At 60.4% G+C, this 16,007-nt stretch carries 13 protein-coding genes and 1 pseudogene; 4 read left to right on the top strand and 10 right to left on the bottom strand.

What is annotated here, in order from left to right:
- Position 1: 1 nt before the first annotated feature.
- A pseudogene (locus J7399_RS20810) lies at positions 2-925 on the bottom strand (DMT family transporter); the annotation flags it as partial.
- A 224-nt stretch (positions 926-1,149) separates the two neighbouring features.
- On the opposite strand from J7399_RS20810, the gene J7399_RS20805 reads away from it, so the two are divergent.
- Entirely contained in the window at positions 1,150-2,277 is a 1,128-nt protein-coding gene (locus tag J7399_RS20805; protein WP_209090066.1) for a methyl-accepting chemotaxis protein, read from the top strand.
- Positions 2,278-2,310: 33 nt separating this feature from the next.
- Here J7399_RS20805 and J7399_RS20800 read toward each other — a convergent pair whose 3' ends face one another.
- Positions 2,311-3,243 (bottom strand): pirin family protein, encoded by a 933-nt coding sequence (locus J7399_RS20800; protein WP_209090063.1) that lies wholly within the window; start codon positions 3,241-3,243, stop codon positions 2,311-2,313.
- 201 nt (positions 3,244-3,444) lie between these two features.
- The gene (locus J7399_RS20795) at positions 3,445-4,086 is read right to left on the bottom strand and encodes a LysE/ArgO family amino acid transporter (protein WP_247743009.1); all 642 of its coding nucleotides are present in this window, start codon (positions 4,084-4,086) and stop codon (positions 3,445-3,447) included.
- An 88-nt stretch (positions 4,087-4,174) separates the two neighbouring features.
- Here J7399_RS20795 and J7399_RS20790 point away from each other — a divergent pair, with 88 nt between their 5' ends.
- Both J7399_RS20790 and J7399_RS20785 read left to right on the top strand, forming a co-directional pair.
- Positions 4,175-5,092 carry a LysR family transcriptional regulator ArgP gene (locus J7399_RS20790; protein ID WP_209090061.1) on the top strand — a complete coding sequence of 306 codons (918 nt, stop codon included), beginning with the start codon at positions 4,175-4,177 and terminating at the stop codon, positions 5,090-5,092.
- A 189-nt stretch (positions 5,093-5,281) separates the two neighbouring features.
- The gene (locus J7399_RS20785) at positions 5,282-5,854 is read left to right on the top strand and encodes a superoxide dismutase family protein (protein WP_209090049.1); all 573 of its coding nucleotides are present in this window, start codon (positions 5,282-5,284) and stop codon (positions 5,852-5,854) included.
- Between the two features lie 77 nt (positions 5,855-5,931).
- Here the strand turns inward: J7399_RS20785 and J7399_RS20780 are convergent, their stop codons facing one another.
- Positions 5,932-6,672, bottom strand: a complete 741-nt coding sequence (locus J7399_RS20780; RefSeq protein ID WP_209090045.1) for a YebC/PmpR family DNA-binding transcriptional regulator — start codon at positions 6,670-6,672, stop codon at positions 5,932-5,934.
- Positions 6,673-6,814: 142 nt separating this feature from the next.
- Between J7399_RS20780 and J7399_RS20775 the strand changes: the two genes are divergently transcribed.
- Positions 6,815-8,587 (top strand): SLC13 family permease, encoded by a 1,773-nt coding sequence (locus tag J7399_RS20775; protein ID WP_209090042.1) that lies wholly within the window; start codon positions 6,815-6,817, stop codon positions 8,585-8,587.
- Between the two features lie 301 nt (positions 8,588-8,888).
- Here the strand turns inward: J7399_RS20775 and J7399_RS20770 are convergent, their stop codons facing one another.
- The 6 genes from J7399_RS20770 to J7399_RS20745 form a co-directional block, all read right to left on the bottom strand.
- Positions 8,889-11,165: an NADP-dependent malic enzyme gene (locus J7399_RS20770; RefSeq protein WP_209090032.1), complete on the bottom strand. Its 2,277-nt coding sequence runs from the start codon at positions 11,163-11,165 to the stop codon at positions 8,889-8,891.
- Positions 11,166-11,193: 28 nt separating this feature from the next.
- Positions 11,194-12,192, bottom strand: a complete 999-nt coding sequence (locus J7399_RS20765) for a type I glyceraldehyde-3-phosphate dehydrogenase (protein WP_209090029.1) — start codon at positions 12,190-12,192, stop codon at positions 11,194-11,196.
- A 144-nt stretch (positions 12,193-12,336) separates the two neighbouring features.
- Positions 12,337-13,158, bottom strand: a complete 822-nt coding sequence (locus tag J7399_RS20760) for a bifunctional allantoicase/(S)-ureidoglycine aminohydrolase (RefSeq protein ID WP_209090018.1) — start codon at positions 13,156-13,158, stop codon at positions 12,337-12,339.
- A gap of 138 nt (positions 13,159-13,296) precedes the next feature.
- Entirely contained in the window at positions 13,297-13,956 is a 660-nt protein-coding gene (locus tag J7399_RS20755) for an SOS response-associated peptidase (protein WP_209090008.1), read from the bottom strand.
- Complete coding sequence (locus J7399_RS20750) at positions 13,956-14,261, bottom strand: DUF1992 domain-containing protein (protein WP_209090004.1); 306 nt, start codon at positions 14,259-14,261, stop codon at positions 13,956-13,958. Before J7399_RS20750 ends, J7399_RS20755 begins: the two co-directional genes overlap by 1 nt.
- A 67-nt stretch (positions 14,262-14,328) precedes the next feature.
- A complete protein-coding gene (locus J7399_RS20745) occupies positions 14,329-15,891 on the bottom strand; it encodes a 5'-nucleotidase C-terminal domain-containing protein (RefSeq protein ID WP_209090001.1) in 1,563 nt (520 codons plus the stop codon).
- Positions 15,892-16,007 lie beyond the last annotated feature (116 nt).

The following is a 16,007-nucleotide window of genomic DNA, read 5'->3' as shown; positions in this document are numbered from 1 at the left end:
CTCACATCTTGGTCTGCCCCACCAATGGCGTGATCTGACGCCGCTTGAACACCGCCTCCCGCCAGGTGATGAAGCTGATCGCCCCGATGATCACCAGCGCCCCCACCAGCACCCAGACATCGGGCTGCTCGCCAAAGGCCAGCCAGCCCAGCAGCACCGCCCAGACCATCTGCAAAAAGCTCACCGGCTGGGTCACGGTGACCGGCGCGGCCTTAAACGCCAGCGTCATGGTGTAGTGGCCCGCCGTGGCAAAACAGGCCACCGCAAACAGGATCACCAGCTCCTCAAACGTGGGAGTCACCCAAACCGACAGCGCCAGCGGCGCAAGCCCGATGGTGACCGTGACAGACAACATGCCAACCACCACGGTGGGGCTCACTTCCTCACTCAGCTTCTTGGCAATCAGATAGCCCCCGGCAAAGCCCAGCGCCGTAAAAAGCATGGCAAAATGCCCGGGGCTGAGCTCGCGAAACCCGGGCCGCAGAATGATCGTCACGCCAATGAGCGCCACAATCACCGCCGCAATCCGGCGAAACGCCAGCTTTTCTCCGAGTAAGAACGCCGCGCCCAGCGTCACATAGACAGGCGAGAGGTAGTTCATCGCTGTCACTTCGGCGATTGGGATTCGCGCCATGGCGAAAAACCACGCCACCACGGCCCCCGTGTGCAAAACACCTCTCAGCGTGAACAGCCACACCTGTCGGCGGCTCAGCTTGGCCGCCAGAATGGGCCGGATCATCGGGATCAGAAACACCACGCCCAGCGCATAGCGCAGAAAGGCCGTCTCAGAGGCGGGCAACCTCGTGCCCACCAGCTTCACCAAAGCCGTCACCGCCACAAAGCACAGCCCTGTGGCCAGCATCCAAAACACGCCTTTCAGCGGTGACCCCGCTTCCGTATTTGTCTGAGCTGCATCTGTCATGGCGTCACTTAGGCATGCGCCGCCCTAAGAGTCGAGGTAGCAAACAGGTTAACCTTCAAAACTCCGTCATCTGCCCGCGAGCCTCTTGCGCCACGGCAGCCCCGCCCCCACTCTTGGCTCGGCCCTGCCCGTGATCAGCGCGCTGACCCCGGCATTTGATGCAGCCCGTTTACAAAATATTGGGACGCGCGGCCTAAACCATAGCTGCTGGAACAAGGTGGTCTTTTATGCGTTCTTCACAGTCTCTTCCTCCCGCCGTGCGCCTGTCGCTCAAACGCGGCCTGATCGCTGCCAGCATCGTTGGCCCGCTTCTGACCTTCATCAACCAGTGGCCCGCGCTTTTTGGTGAGGCCACCTTTGATCCTCTGGCCGCCTGCCTGACCGCCGTAGTCCCCTTCTGCGTCAGCAGCCTGTCGACCTATTTTGCACAGCCCAAAGCGCGCCCCAGCGAGGAGACCGAGGCAGAACGCGAGCCGGAGATTGAGATCCGCACCGTGGTGGAAGAGCACACCGTCTATCCGGACGGCCTGCAGGACGCCACCGCCCGGGTCGAGACCATCCGCAACAACGCCTCCAACGTGAACCGCACCTCTCGCGAACGGGTGGAATTCATCTCCAACCTCATCACTCAGGCCGAAAGCCTCGGCGTGGTGTTTGACACCCTCAGCGAAGGCGCCAACCGCGCAGCCCAGAAAGCCGCGCAGGTCGGCAATTCCGTGCGCGACGTCACCTTGGAGGTGGACGGCTTTCTCGATCTGACCACCGACACCACCCAACAGATCACCCACATCGCCACCCCGGTGGCAAAGATCGAAACCACCCTTGCGGAGGTCGGCAGCGCCTCTGAAGCCATTCGCGGGCTGGCCGACCGCATCCGCCTTCTGGCGCTCAACTCCGGCATCGAGGCCGCCCGCGCCGGCGAGCAGGGCCGCGGCTTTGCCATCATCGCCGGCGAGGTGCGCGAGCTTGCCGATATGGCAGATGCGGATATCTCCCGCATTCTGGAACGCATGGAAGGGCTGCAACAGGCACAGGCCGATCTGTCTGAAACCGTTGGCAAAGTCGCCGTCGCCGCCGAAAAGAGCCTTGAGCGCGGTGAGGCCTGCCGCACCCTGACCCGCTCCATTCAGGAAAACATCGACGGGCTGGTCGCCAATATCACCGCCAGCAGCGAAGAGACCCGCCGCCAGCTGCCGCTCTATTCCGAGATTGTTTCCGAAATCCGCAGCATCAAAGACAACACCCAGGCCGCCGTACTAGGCTCACAGAAAAACATCGAACTCTGCGGTGAGGCTCTGAGCCTTCTGGACGTCGCGCCGACATCCCAAGGCCAGCCGCTTCCTCAGGCCATGTAAGCCCCCCGCTTCTCCTCCAAAGCGCGTTGTTCACTAAGGCAGTGGAATAAATTCCTCCGTGTCCCCCGGCGGCAGCTGAAAGCGCCCATGCGCCCAATCCCCGGCAGACCAATCTGCCTTGGCGGCCTCGATCTTCTCTTTGCTGGAGCTGACGAAGTTCCAGGAAATATAGCGCGGCCCGTTCATCGTCGCCCCGCCCAGCGCCATCAGCCGCGCGCCCTGCGGTCCGGCCACCGCCGTGATCGCATCCCCGGGGCGAAACACCATCATCTGCCCGGGCTCAAACACATCCCCCGCGATCTCCACCGCGCCCTGCACCACATAAAGCCCGCGATCCTCATGATTGTCCGGCATCGGCAGCTTGGCACCGGGCTGCAGCACCACATCGGCATAAAAGGTCTCAGACAGCATCGTCACCGGCGCACGCGCCCCCCAGGCATCCCCAAGGATCAGCCGCACCTCTTTGCCTTCCCCCTCTAGCACCGGCAGCGCCTCCTTGCCGTGATGCTCAAACATCGCCGGATCATCCTCGCGCTCCTCCGGCAGGACAATCCAGGTCTGAATGCCAAACAGCGAACTCGGCGATTGCCGCGTCATCTCACTGGTGCGCTCTGAATGGGTCACGCCATTTCCGGCCACCATCCAATTCACCTCTCCGGGGTAAATCATCTGATGGGTGCCAAGACTGTCGCGGTGCTCAAACTCCCCGCGATAGAGGTAGGTCACCGTGCCCAAACCGATATGGGGATGCGGGCGCACATCAATGCCCTGCCCGGTCAGAAACTCCGCCGGTCCCATTTCATCAAAGAAAATAAACGGCCCCACCATCTGGCGCTTGGGCGCAGGCAAAGCGCGGCGCACCGAAAACCCGCCCAGATCACGCGCACGGGGAATGATGACGGTTTCAATGCTGTCCAGCGTCGCAGCATCAGGGCAAGAAGGCTCAAGGGCGGGGTTCCAACTCATGGCGGGTCTCCTCAGACAACAGCTGCCACAAACCTAGCCGCAAACCGCCTTGCGACAAACCGCGACCCGCGCACAGTCTCTGTGCAGCCTCGGCGCAGCGCTGGCGCCTCCCACGCCAGCCCGCCTTCTCATTCCCCAAATATCCTGGGTGAAGCCCCAACCTGTTGGGGCGAGGGCAGCGCCCTCAAACACCGGCTGCCCCTACATGCCCCAGATCAGCTTGGCGGCAATCGCCCACATGGTCATCCCCACCAGCACATCCAGCACCTGCCAGGCGCGTGGATTGGTGAACAGCGGACGCAACAGCCGCGCCCCAAACCCCAGTGAGAAGAAAAACGCAAAGCTCGCCACCGCAGCTCCCAGCCCAAAGGCCCAGGTGGGGGTATATTGCGCCGAAATCCCGCCAAGCAGCACCACCGTGTCCAGATAGACATGCGGATTGGCCCAGGTCAGCAGCAAACAGGTGGTGACCGCCGCCCCAAGGCTCCCTACGGTGCGGCCCTTCTCTTCAAGCGCATCGCCGCCCTTCATGGCCGCGCGGAAATTCATCGCGCCATAGACAAAGAGGAACGCCGCGCCCGCATAACGCACAAAATCCAGCGCGCTCGGATTGGCCGCAATCAGCACGCCAAATCCGGCCACGCCCAGGGTGATCAGGATGGTGTCAGAGATCGCACAGGTCAGCACCAGTGGCAGCACATATTCACCCCGCAGGCCTTGGCGCAGCACAAAGGCATTCTGCGCCCCAATCGCCATGATCAGCGAAAATCCAAGCACAAACCCTGCCGCTGCGGGGCCCATAATGCCCGCCTCAATCCCCGTCCCAATGCCTGTCTCAACCATCTGCTGTCCTTCCTGAGCTTGCGGATTGACTAAAGCGCCCCCTAAAATTACTCAAATTAAAACATCTTCCACATCATTAGGACATCTAATGCAACTCGACTACGCCTATCTCGCCGCCCTTGCCGCGATCCTGCGCACCGGCAGCTTTGAGGCCGCCGCTCAGGAATTGGGCGTGACCCAATCCGCCATCTCCCAACGGCTGAAAACCTTGGAGGAGCGTGTCGGCATGCCATTGGTGCTGCGCGGCACCCCGTGTGAGGGCACCGAAACCGGTCGCCGTCTGGCCGCACATCTGGATCAGGTGGGCCTGCTGGAAGGCGCGCTCGCGCGGGATCTGGAAACGCTGTCGCCCCGCACCGCCCGCCTGCGCATCGCCGTAACCGCTGACAGCCTCGCCACATGGTTTCTCAAAGCCGCCGCCGAGGTGCCTGACCTGCTGTTTGATCTGGTGGTGGATGATCAGGATTTCTCCGCAGACTGGCTGCGCCGCGGCGAGGTGGTGGCGGCCGTGACCGCCCATGAGGCCCCCATTGCGGGCTGTGACAGCACACCACTTGGGGCCATGCGCTACGTCGCCTCCGCCAGCCCGACCTATATGGCGCGCCATTTTCCGTCTGGCGTCACGGCAGAGGCGATTGCCACCGCGCCCGTCCTGATCTTTGACGCCAAGGACCGGTTGCAACAGATTTGGATGGCCCAAAACCTCGGCGTCACCCCCACATCGCCCAGCCACCGCCTGCCCTCCTCCACCGGTTTTGTGGAGGCCAGCCTGCGGGGGCTTGGCTGGGGCATGAACCCAGAGCCCCTGATCCGCTCGCATCTGCAAAGCGGCGCGCTGGTGCCGCTGATGCCTGACACCACCTATGACACCCCGCTGTTCTGGCAATCCAGCCGCCTGCTCGCCCCCGCCCTTGGGGCGCTCAGCAAGGCGGTTCAGCGCGTGGCCAAACAAACCCTGCCACCCACATTGCCGTCCACATCGCCATCCAAATCACAGCCGCGCTGACCGCGCATGAAACCAATTTCAATAAAATTTGCATAAATTCCCCGTGCGCCGCGTTGATGTAGTGAGGCACAGCTTTTCCAGCGCCGTTCTCTTGCCGCCAGAAGGCCGCACAGACAGAGAGCGCCCGCGCGGTCTGCCCACCTCGCCCTGACAGTGTCACGCAGACAACCAAAGCGAAGGACTACCAAGATGCACTTTTTGAAATCCCTCCTGTTTCCCGCCCTCCTGACCGCCACGCTCGCCCCCGCCGCGATCACGCCCGTCGCGGCCACAGCCTCCGCCGCCTCAGCCGAGGCCCCGCAGATCACCGCCACAGCAGAGACCACGCTGATCAACAACGCAGGCACCGCCATCGGCACCGCCAGCTTCATGCAAGGCCCGCGCGGCATTCTGATCTCACTGTCGGTCGAAGGCCTGCCGCCGGGCAAACACGGCATGCATTTTCACGCGGTCGGAGAATGCGCCCCGCTTGACACTTTCAAAGGCGCCCATGGCCACATCATGCCCGGCAACTTGCCCCACGGCTTCTTTAACGCTGACGGCCCGCACGCAGGCAATCTGCCCAACCTGATCGTTGGCGCGGACGGCACCGCAGAGGTCGAGCTCTATACCAATCTTCTGATGCTTGATCAGGGCGACGGCAAAGTGCTCGATGAGGACGGCTCCACCTTGGTGATCCACGCAAATCCGGACAATCACTTTGCCCAACCCATCGGTGGCTCCGGCGGGCGCATCGCCTGCGGCGTCATCACCGCGCGCTGACCTCCTCCCAGCGCGCAAAACAAAAGGCCCGCAGCTCCCCGCCGCGGGCCTTTTTTTAATCTCGGGGACGCAGCCGCTTAGAGCTGTTCCATCACCTCGTCAGAGGCTTCAAAGTTTGCCGTCACACGCTGCACGTCGTCGTCATCTTCCAGCGCGTCAATCAGCTTCATCAGCTTCTGCATGCCTTCCAGATCCATCTCGGTGGTGGTGGTTGGCTTCCACACAAGCTTGGTGCTTTCAGATTCGCCCAACGCCGCTTCTAGCGCGTTGGAGACGTCGTTCAGATCGGTGTCTTCACACCAGATGATGTGGCCGTCTTCAGAGCTTTCCACGTCCTCGGCACCCGCCTCAATGGCCGCTTCAAAAACCGCGTCCGCATCACCCACGGAAGCCGGGTAAGTCACCTCACCCTTACGGTCAAACATGAAGCCCACAGAGCCGGTCTCGCCCAGATTGCCGCCATTCTTGGAGAAGGTCGAGCGCACGGTGGAGGCGGTCCGGTTGCGGTTGTCGGTCATCGTCTCAACAATCACCGCCACGCCATTGGGGCCATAGCCCTCATAGCGGATTTCTTCATAGTCATCCCCGTCACCGGCAACGGATTTCTTGATCGCGCGTTCGATCACATCCTTTGGCACGGATTGGCTCTTGGCCTCTTTCACCGCCAGACGCAGACGCGGGTTCTTCTCCGGGTCCGGGTCGCCCATTTTTGCGGCAACGGTGATCTCTTTGGAAAGTTTGGAAAACAGCTTGGAGCGCGCGGCGTCCTGACGCCCTTTGCGGTGCTGAATGTTTGCCCATTTACTATGGCCGGCCATGGTTCGCCTCCGGGTCTGTTATGGCAGATGTTCTTTGTCAGGGCTCTCTATACGTCAGAGCGGCCAAAATCCGCAAGCGGCTTGCGTTTCCCGCCCCCCTACGGTTGAGATGATCGCATCACTTTGACCACAGGCGCTTTTTATGACCACCGACCAGATCATCCTTTTTGCCCTCTTTGGCGGCGTGTTTGTCATGCTGCTCTGGGGGCGGTTTCGCTATGATCTGGTGGCGTTTACCGCCCTGCTGCTGGGCGTAGTGCTTGGCGTGGTCCCCACCAAAGAGGCTTTTTCCGGCTTTGGCCACCCCGCCACGCTGATTGTGGCGCTGGTGCTGATTGTCTCCGCAGGGCTTGTGCGCTCCGGCGCGGTGTTTCTCATCACCCGCACGCTGGTGGACAGCGCGCGCAAACTGGGCAGCCACATTGCCATCATCGGTGCCATCGGCGCGCTCTTGTCGGCCTTCATGAACAATGTCGCCGCGCTGGCCCTGCTGATGCCAGTGGACATCCAGACCGCACGCAAGGCGGGCCGCAGCCCCGCGAAATCGCTCATGCCCCTGTCCTTCGCCACCATTCTTGGCGGCATGGCCACGCTCATCGGCACACCGCCCAACATCATCATCGCCTCGATCCGCGAAGATGCGCTTGGCGCGCCTTTCAAGATGTTTGACTTTGCCCCTGTCGGCGGCCTCACCGCCATTGCAGGCCTGCTGTTTGTGGCGCTTATCGGCTGGCGCCTGATCCCGGATCGCGAAGACGCGGGCAAGAAAGTCTCTGACCTTGGCCAATACATCGCCGAACTCACCGTGCCCGCAGAGAGCAAGCTCATCGGCAAACGTCTCGCCGAGCTTGAACCAAACGCTGAAGATGCCGATGTGCAAATCCTCGGCCTGATGCGGGGCGGCAAACGGATGTATGGCACCGCGCGCAACAATGTGCTGCGCGAAGGCGACGCGCTGGTGCTTGAAGCCAGCCCCGACGCGCTGGATGAATTCCGCGCAGCCCTCTCGCTGAACTTCTCAGATGAAAAACGCGAAGAGCATCTCAACGCCGCAGGCGAAGGTCTGGACATCATCGAAGTCGTGGTGCCCGAAACCGCCCGCATCGCAGGCAAGACCGCACAGGCGCTTGGCCTTGCGTGGCGCCAAGGCGCGGTGCTCATGGGCATCTCACGCGAAGGCCGCCGTATCCGCAGCCAGATCCGCAAAACCGTGGTGCAGCCCGGCGACATCCTCCTGATCCTCGTCCACAAGGACCGCGGCCCGGATGTGACCGACTGGCTCGGCTGCCTGCCGCTCGCAGACCGCGGCCTTGTGGTGACCGCCAACAGCAAGATGTGGCTCGCCATCGGCCTCTTTGTCGGCGCGGTCGCCGCCGCCTCACTCGGGCTGATCTACCTGCCCATCGCTTTGGGTCTGGTGGTGGTGGCCTATGTACTCGCCAAGATCGTGCCGCTCTCCGAACTTTATGATCACGTGGAATGGCCCGTGGTCGTGCTGCTTGGCTCCATGATCCCGCTCGGCGCGGCGCTGGACAGCTCCGGCGGCACCGCTCTGATCGCCAACAGCCTTGTCAGCCTCACCGCCGGTCTGCCCGCTTGGGCCGTGCTCACGGTCTTGATGCTCGTGACCATGACGCTTTCTGATGTGCTCAACAACACCGCCACCACCATCGTCGCCGCACCGGTCGGCATTCAGATGGCGCAGGCGTTGGGTGTCTCCGCCGATCCGTTCCTGATGGCGGTGGCCGTGGCGGCCTCCTCGGCCTTCCTCACCCCCATCGGCCACAAGAACAACACGCTGATCCTCGGCCCCGGCGGCTACAGCTTTGGCGACTACTGGCGCATGGGCCTGCCGCTGGAGATCTTAGTGGTCGCCGTATCGATCCCCGCCATTCTGGTGTTCTGGCCGCTGTAACCCAATCGCCCGGCAAAGCCGCGCCGCGCCCGACCCTCCCCACGGGAGGGCGCTTTGCCAACGGCGAGCCATAAAGCCATGCGCGTTTTTGGTGGAAAGCGCCCGCAGGCCTATTTCGCCATACATGCGCCCACCCAGGGTCAGGCGCGCCCCTCCGTTGCGCCCCGCACCGCACGTTGCCTTCACCTTTCGCGCGGCCCGAAAATCGCACCTCCGCAATACCGACGGGATACCGACGCAAAACAGCCCCCGAAAACCATGGTTAACGGAGGCTGTTGCGTGCTGTGAAATATTTGGCTTGTTAGCCGTAGGTCGACACCGCTGTGCCCGCCAGCGCGGCGATGTTCAAAAGGCCGCGCACAGTGATGGATGGCGTCACGATATGCGCGCGGTTGCCCATCCCCATAAGGATCGGGCCAACCTCAAGCCCGTCTGCCACCGACTTCAGAATGTTGCGGGTCGCACCCGCCGCATCGGTGTTGGAATAGACCAGCACATTGGCTTTGCCATTGAGCCGCCCACCGGGGAACAGGCGCTCCCGCAGCTCCGGATCCAGCGCCGCATCGGTGTGCATTTCTCCTTCATATTCAAAGTCATGCTCGGTTTGATCCAGCACATCCAGTGCCCCGCGCATCACCCGGCCGGAGTGGCTGTCAAGGTTGCCAAACTGGCTCCCCGAACACAGCGCAATCTTCGGGTCCACCCCAAAGCGCCGCACGTGCCGCGCCGCCGCAATCACCGTCTCCGCAATCTGCTCAGAGGTCGGCTCAATGTGGATATGAGTGTCCGCAAGGAACAGCGGCCCCTTGTCCAGAATGATCAGAGACAGCGAGCCGATCGGGTGCAACTCATTGTTTTTCAACACATCTGTGACGTAGCGCAGGTGCCAGCGATACTCGCCAAAGGTGCCGCAGATCATGCTGTCCGCATCCCCGCGCTCCACCGCAATGGCGGCAATTGCCGTGTTGTTGGTCCGCAGGATCGCCCGCGCACTGTCCGGGCTCACACCATTGCGCCGCAGCTTCTGGTGATAGGTGGTCCAATAGTCGCGATAGCGCTCATCCTGCTCCGGGTTGATCAGTTCAAAATCAACCCCCGGCTTGATTTTTAATCCAGCCTTTTCAAGACGATGGCCAACAACCTCCGGACGCCCGATCAGCACCGGCGTGTCCACCGTGTCCTCCAGCATCGCCTGCGCCGTGCGCAGCACCCGCTCGTCTTCACCCTCGGCAAAGATGATCCGGCGACGCGACATGCTGGCAGATTCATAGACCGGCCGCATGATCATCGAAGACCGGAACACCTGCGCCTGCAGCTTGTCCTCATAGGCGTAGAGGTCCAGCTCTTTGGTTGCCGCACCGGATTCAATCGCTGCGCGTGCCACAGCCACCGCAATGGTCGGCAGCAGACGTGGATCAAACGGCTTTGGAATCAGGTAGTTAGGGCCAAATGTCAGCTCCTCGCCTTTGTAGGCCGCGCCCACTTCCGCGCTGGTGGTTTCCCGCGCCAACGCCGCGATCGCCTCCACACAGGCGAGCTTCATCTCGTCGTTAATCTCGGTTGCACCCGCATCCAGCGCCCCTCGGAAGATGAAGGGGAAGCAGAGCACGTTGTTGACCTGGTTGGGGTAGTCCGACCGCCCCGTGGCGATCAACGCCCCTGGAGCCGCTTCACGCGCCTCCTCCGGCATGATCTCCGGCGTCGGGTTGGCCAGTGCAAAGATGATCGGATTATCCGCCATCTGCTCGACCATCTCTTTGGTCAAAAGGCCGGGGCCTGAGACACCAAGGAACAGATCCGCCCCTTCCATGGCCTCCATTGTGGTCCGCTTTTCAGTGGCTTGCGCGAATTCCGCCTTCTCCGGCGTCAGATCGTTGCGCTGCTTGTGCACCACGCCTTTGCTGTCCAGCATCAGGATGTTTTCGTGCTGCACACCCATGGTCATCAGCATCTTGAGACAGGCAATCCCCGCCGCCCCCGCGCCCAGCGCCACAACCTTGATATCCTCGACCTTTTTCTTGGCCACAATCAAAGCGTTATAGGCAGCCGCAGCCGCCACAATCGCGGTGCCATGCTGGTCATCGTGGAACACCGGAATGTTCATCCGCTCTTTGCAGAGACGCTCCACCAGAAAGCAATCCGGCGCCTTGATATCCTCAAGGTTCACCGCACCAAAGGTCGGCTCCAGACGGCACACCAGATCCGCCAGTTTCTCCGGATCAGGCTCATTCACCTCAATGTCAAAACAGTCGATCCCGGCGAATTTCTTGAACAGAACCGCCTTGCCTTCCATCACCGGCTTACTCGCCTGCGCACCGATATTGCCAAGGCCAAGCACCGCCGTGCCGTTGGAAATCACCGCAACCAGATTGCCCTTTGCGGTGTAACGCGTTGCATCTGCGGGGTTTTTCTCAATTTCGATACAGGCTTCAGCCACACCGGGGCTGTAAGCGCGGCTCAGATCGCGACCGGTCGCCATCGGCTTGGTCGCGCGAATTTCCAGCTTACCGGGCTTTGGAAACTCATGATATTTCAGCGCGGCCTCGCGGGCGCGGTCATGATCTTTGGTATTTGTCATTTCTATCTCCCAAGTCCCCTCGCACGGCTCAACGCCGCCCCATCAATCGGGCCATATCCAACATGCGGTTGGAAAAGCCCCATTCGTTGTCATACCAGCCGAAGACGCGCAAAAGCCCGCCCACCGAAACGCTGGTTTCTCGCTCGCTCACAATCAGGGATTCCGGCCGCGCCCGCAGGTCTGTGGAGACCAACGGTTTGCGTGTCCACCCTAATATTCCTTTGTTTTCCGCCTCTTGGCGCAACAATGTGTTCACCGCCTCAGCGGTCACTGCGCGCTCCGTCTGGATCGTCAGATCGATGGCTGACACGCTGGCAGTGGGCACACGGATCGCCCGCGCCTCAACCCGCCCTTTCAGATGCGGCAGTACCTTATCAATCATCCGCTGCGCCGAAGTGGTGGTCGGCACCATCGACAAAGCCGCCGCCCGGCTGCGCGCCAGATCGCCACGCGGCTTGTCCACCGTCGGCTGACTGCCCGTATAACAATGCACCGTGGTCATATGCCCCGAAATCAGCCCGTATTCCGCATCCAGCGCCCGCATCAGCGGCGCCAGAGCGTTTGTCGTGCAGGAGGCATTGGATACAATCACCTGATCCTTGAGATCCGCGTCATTGGCACCAAGCACCACAGTGACGTCAGCCTCATCAGACGGACCTGAAATCAGCACAGACCGCGCACCAGCCGCCAATCCCCGCTCCGCAATCGCCCGCGTGCCCGCCATGCCGGTACATTCCAGTACCACATCAACGGCACTGAGATCGAGCTTGCTGAGATCGCTCTGCGCATGAAACGGAACGCGTTTTCCATCCACGATCAGCGCGTTATTGGCGGCTTCAACGCTGCCGCGATACGTTCCAAAAACGCTATCATATTCAAAGAGATACGCGCAGGTCTCCAGCGGCTCGATGTCATTGATGCCAATGATCTCGATATCGGGATACCCACCTTCTGACAGGATGCGCAAAAGGGTCCGGCCGATGCGGCCAAACCCATTGATGAAAATACGGGTGCGATCTGCGGTCATCTTGCGATCCTGCGAGTCCTCTGGAACGCCAATTGATCCGGTTTGCCCGTCAATTGCCACCCCCAATTCTGCAGAAAAACGACCCAATTTAACCCGTTACCGCTACCACGCGTGGTTTTCTGCGATGCCGTGACGTCACAGCGATTAACGGAACTTCATGTGCCGGTTGACGTCTTTGTAGAGCAGATAACGGAACTTGCCCGGACCACCGGCGTAACACGCCTGCGGGCAGAAGGCGCGCAACCACATGTAGTCGCCTGCCTCAACCTCGACCCAATCCTGATTGAGTTTATAAACCGCTTTGCCTTCAAGCACATAGAGCCCATGTTCCATCACATGTGTCTCCAAGAAGGGGATCACGCCGCCCGGCTCAAAGGTCACGATATTGACGTGCATGTCATGGCGCATGTCGTCAGGGTCCACAAACCGTGTGGTGCCCCAAGCGCCATCGGTATCCGGCATATGCCGGATCGGCGTGTCCGCATCGCTGGTGACAAAAGCCTCCGGCGCATCAATCCCATCAACCGCTTCATAAAGCTTGCGAATCCAGTGGACCTTCGCGTTTTGCTCTGAGCGATTGATCAGGCGCCAGTCGCATCCAGCCGGAAGATAGGCGTAGCCGCCTTCAGACAAACTATGATCTTTGCCCTCAATAGACAGAGACACCTCGCCTTCCACCACGAAGAGAACGCCCTGTGCGCCCGACTCAAGCTCAGGCTTGTCGCTGCCGCCACCCGGCGCAACGTCCACAATATAATGCGAAAACGTCTCGCTGAACCCAGACATCGGGCGCGCAATGACCCACACACGGGTGTCGCGCCAGAACGGCAGGTTGGAGGTGACGATATCCGTCAGCGTGCCCTTGGGGATCACGGCAAAACTCTCGGTAAACATCGCCCGATCCGTCAGCAACTGTGTCTGAGGCGGCAACCCGCCTTGCGGTGCGAAATACGGTGTTTTGGTCATGAAAACCCTCCAGAAAAGTCTTGGCCCATCATTGCCAAACTCTCCGCTCAGGCCAATGCAGAAGGCGGGTTTTATGAGCTGAAGGAGTGTTGCGCTTTTCTTGAAAATACCTCGGCGCTTTGTGCCCGAAGTTGAAGATCACTCAAAGGGTTCGATCAGCTCCGGCCCTGATGCCCGATTTGAGTTCACCGCGCGATCCACCTGATGAAAGGACAAGAGATCCTCATCCGCTGCTTTCATCAACGTCGCGGCACCGTGCCCCTTTTCCCCAAGCCAAAGGCCCCAATCACCCTCATCAATCACCACAGGCATGCGATGATGAATCTGAGACATGGTCTCATTGGCAGATGTGGTGACAACCGCACAGGTCGCGATGCGCTCACCTTCAACGCCCCACTCTTGCCACACACCCGCCAGCGCCAAGGTCTCTGAACCATGAATGTACCAAGGCCAGCGTGTGCCCTCGGAATCCTTGGTCCATTCATAAAACCCCGTCACCGGGATCAAACAACGCCGCTCCCGGCAAGCCCTTCGAAAGGCAGGCTTTTCTGCGATGGTTTCGGCCCGCGCGTTGATCAGCAAGGGGCCATCATTCGGGGCTTTGTACCAGCTGGGTAGAAAGCCCCACCGCATGGAGACCAGCTTGCGCCCCGCATCAGCCCCTCCCAAAACCACATGAATTTGCGTGGTTGGGCAGACATTGTAATTTGGCACCTGCGGCAGGTTGTTGGCCGGGGAGGCCGCGAACATCTGCGCCATGGCGTCATTTGGCAGGGTGACCGCCACACGTCCACACATCAGCGATGGGCCTTTCGCGCCATCTCGATCCGTGCTTCCATCATGGACATGTCCTTCATGATGTCGCGCCGCTTGGTGCGGTCGCCCGTTTCTCGCAATTGTTCCCGCAGCTTCGCCAGCTCACGGGACAAAGACACAAACTCAGGCACGCCCCCGCTTTCTTTCACCAGCCGATTAATCAAAGCGTTTTCGGGATCTTCTTCCTTCGGCAAAGGCTTTCCCGCGCCTGCCAGATTGTCAAATTCGCCAGCCGCTTCAGCTTCGCGAATTTTCTGATTGATCAGATCGATCAGCGGATGATCCATATCGCCCTCAAAGCAAAACCCCCGCCAGTTTCCCGGCGGGGGTTAGAAACGTCAAGCAATCAGGCGCTTACTTTTTGCTAATTCGGCCATCCAGAGCCGCCGCACCCGCGCCATTCTTCGCCAGATACTCTGCGGTCACATCCGCAAGGTCAGGGCCATAGTCATAGGCGTTTTCAGCATCGCGGAACATTTTGTAGCCATCGCCGCCGTTGCGCACATAGTTGTTAGACACAACACCATACACCTTGGCGAGATCAATCGGCGCACCGCCAACCATCACGTCGCTGATGCGGCTGCCTGCGTCTGCGGCTGCATCAAAGCTGAAGGTCATACCCGCAACCTGCGGGAAGCGGCCTGCACCATCTTCGATTTGGCTCACACCGTTTTCCAGAGCGGCCACAATGGTTTCGCCGGTCACTTGGAAGGTGGACAGAGTGTTCTGGAATGGCAGCACCGTGAGCACCTCACCCATGGTCACTTCACCCGCGTCGATGGACGCCCGCAGACCGCCACCGTTTTGGATCGCGATTTCAACGCCTTGGTCTTTCACACGATCCAGCATCGCGCCTGCAACGAGGTTGCCCATGGCGCACTCGCCTGCCCGGCAGGATCCACGGTCGCCATCAATCGCCGCGTCGGTCGAAGCGACAACACGCGATTTCATCTCCTCAATCGGGCCAGCCAGCTCTGCCACGCGCGCCACGATCTCCTGATCTTCCGCCACAGAAGCGTCGAGCAGAATGGTGTCGCCAGTTGCAGCGGTCACATTGCCCGCATCATCAAATGTCAGGGTCAGGTGGCCAACATACTTGGAATACGCATAGGCCTGCACCACTGGCACATTGCCAACCATGGTGGGATAGGCCATCGCGCCTTCTTCGGTGTTGGAGAATTTGGTGTGGGAGTGGCCACCCACAACCGCATCCACGCCAGACACAGCGCCTGCGATCTCCATATCTTTGTTCACACCGACGTGGTTCAGCGCGATGATCTTGGTCACGCCTTCCGCGGTCAGCGCATCCACATCCGCCTGCAGGGCTTCAATCTCGTCCTGGAAGATCACTGCTTCGCCGGGGCTAGAGGTTTCAGCCGTGTCCGTGGCGAGCGCGGAGATGATGGCAACTTTTTCACCGCCAACTTCCAACACCACATGGTTGGTCACTTTGCCGGCAAGAACATCGGATTGGGAGACATCAAGGTTGCCGGAAATCACCGGGAAGGACACACCTTCGACCAATTTGAGCAGGCCTTCCGGACCATCATCAAATTCGTGGTTGCCCACGGCCATGGCGTCAAAACCGATCTTCTCCATCATCTCGATTTCCACATCACCTTTGTAAGTCGTGTACATCAGAGAGCCTTGGTACTGGTCGCCAGCATCCAGAACCACGAGGTTCTGACCAGCCAATTCCTCGCGCAACTCGGCAATCTTGGTTACCACACGCGCATAGCCGCCAAAGCATTTGCCCTCTGCATTGTCCTCTGCCTTGCAGGTCGAGTCATACTTGTTGATCGGCTCGATACGGCTGTGCAGATCGTTGATATGAACAATGTGCAAAGTATAGTCGGCTGCTGCCATACCGGCGGTTACGGCGAGCGCTGCGGCCCCTGTCATCAAACGCGCAATCATGGAGAATCCCTTCTCGTTTTTATCATTCAGTCAATATCGTGCCGCTTAAATGACGCGCATGTCAAAGGTTTAACAAAAGCTGTACAGCTTGACCTTGCGCCCCGCCCGTTGCATGA

It is taken from the genome of Shimia sp. R9_1 (genome assembly GCF_017743775.1).
In the GTDB taxonomy this organism is placed as follows: Bacteria; Pseudomonadota; Alphaproteobacteria; order Rhodobacterales; family Rhodobacteraceae; genus Shimia.
This window is presented reverse-complemented; position numbering and strand designations above follow the sequence as displayed.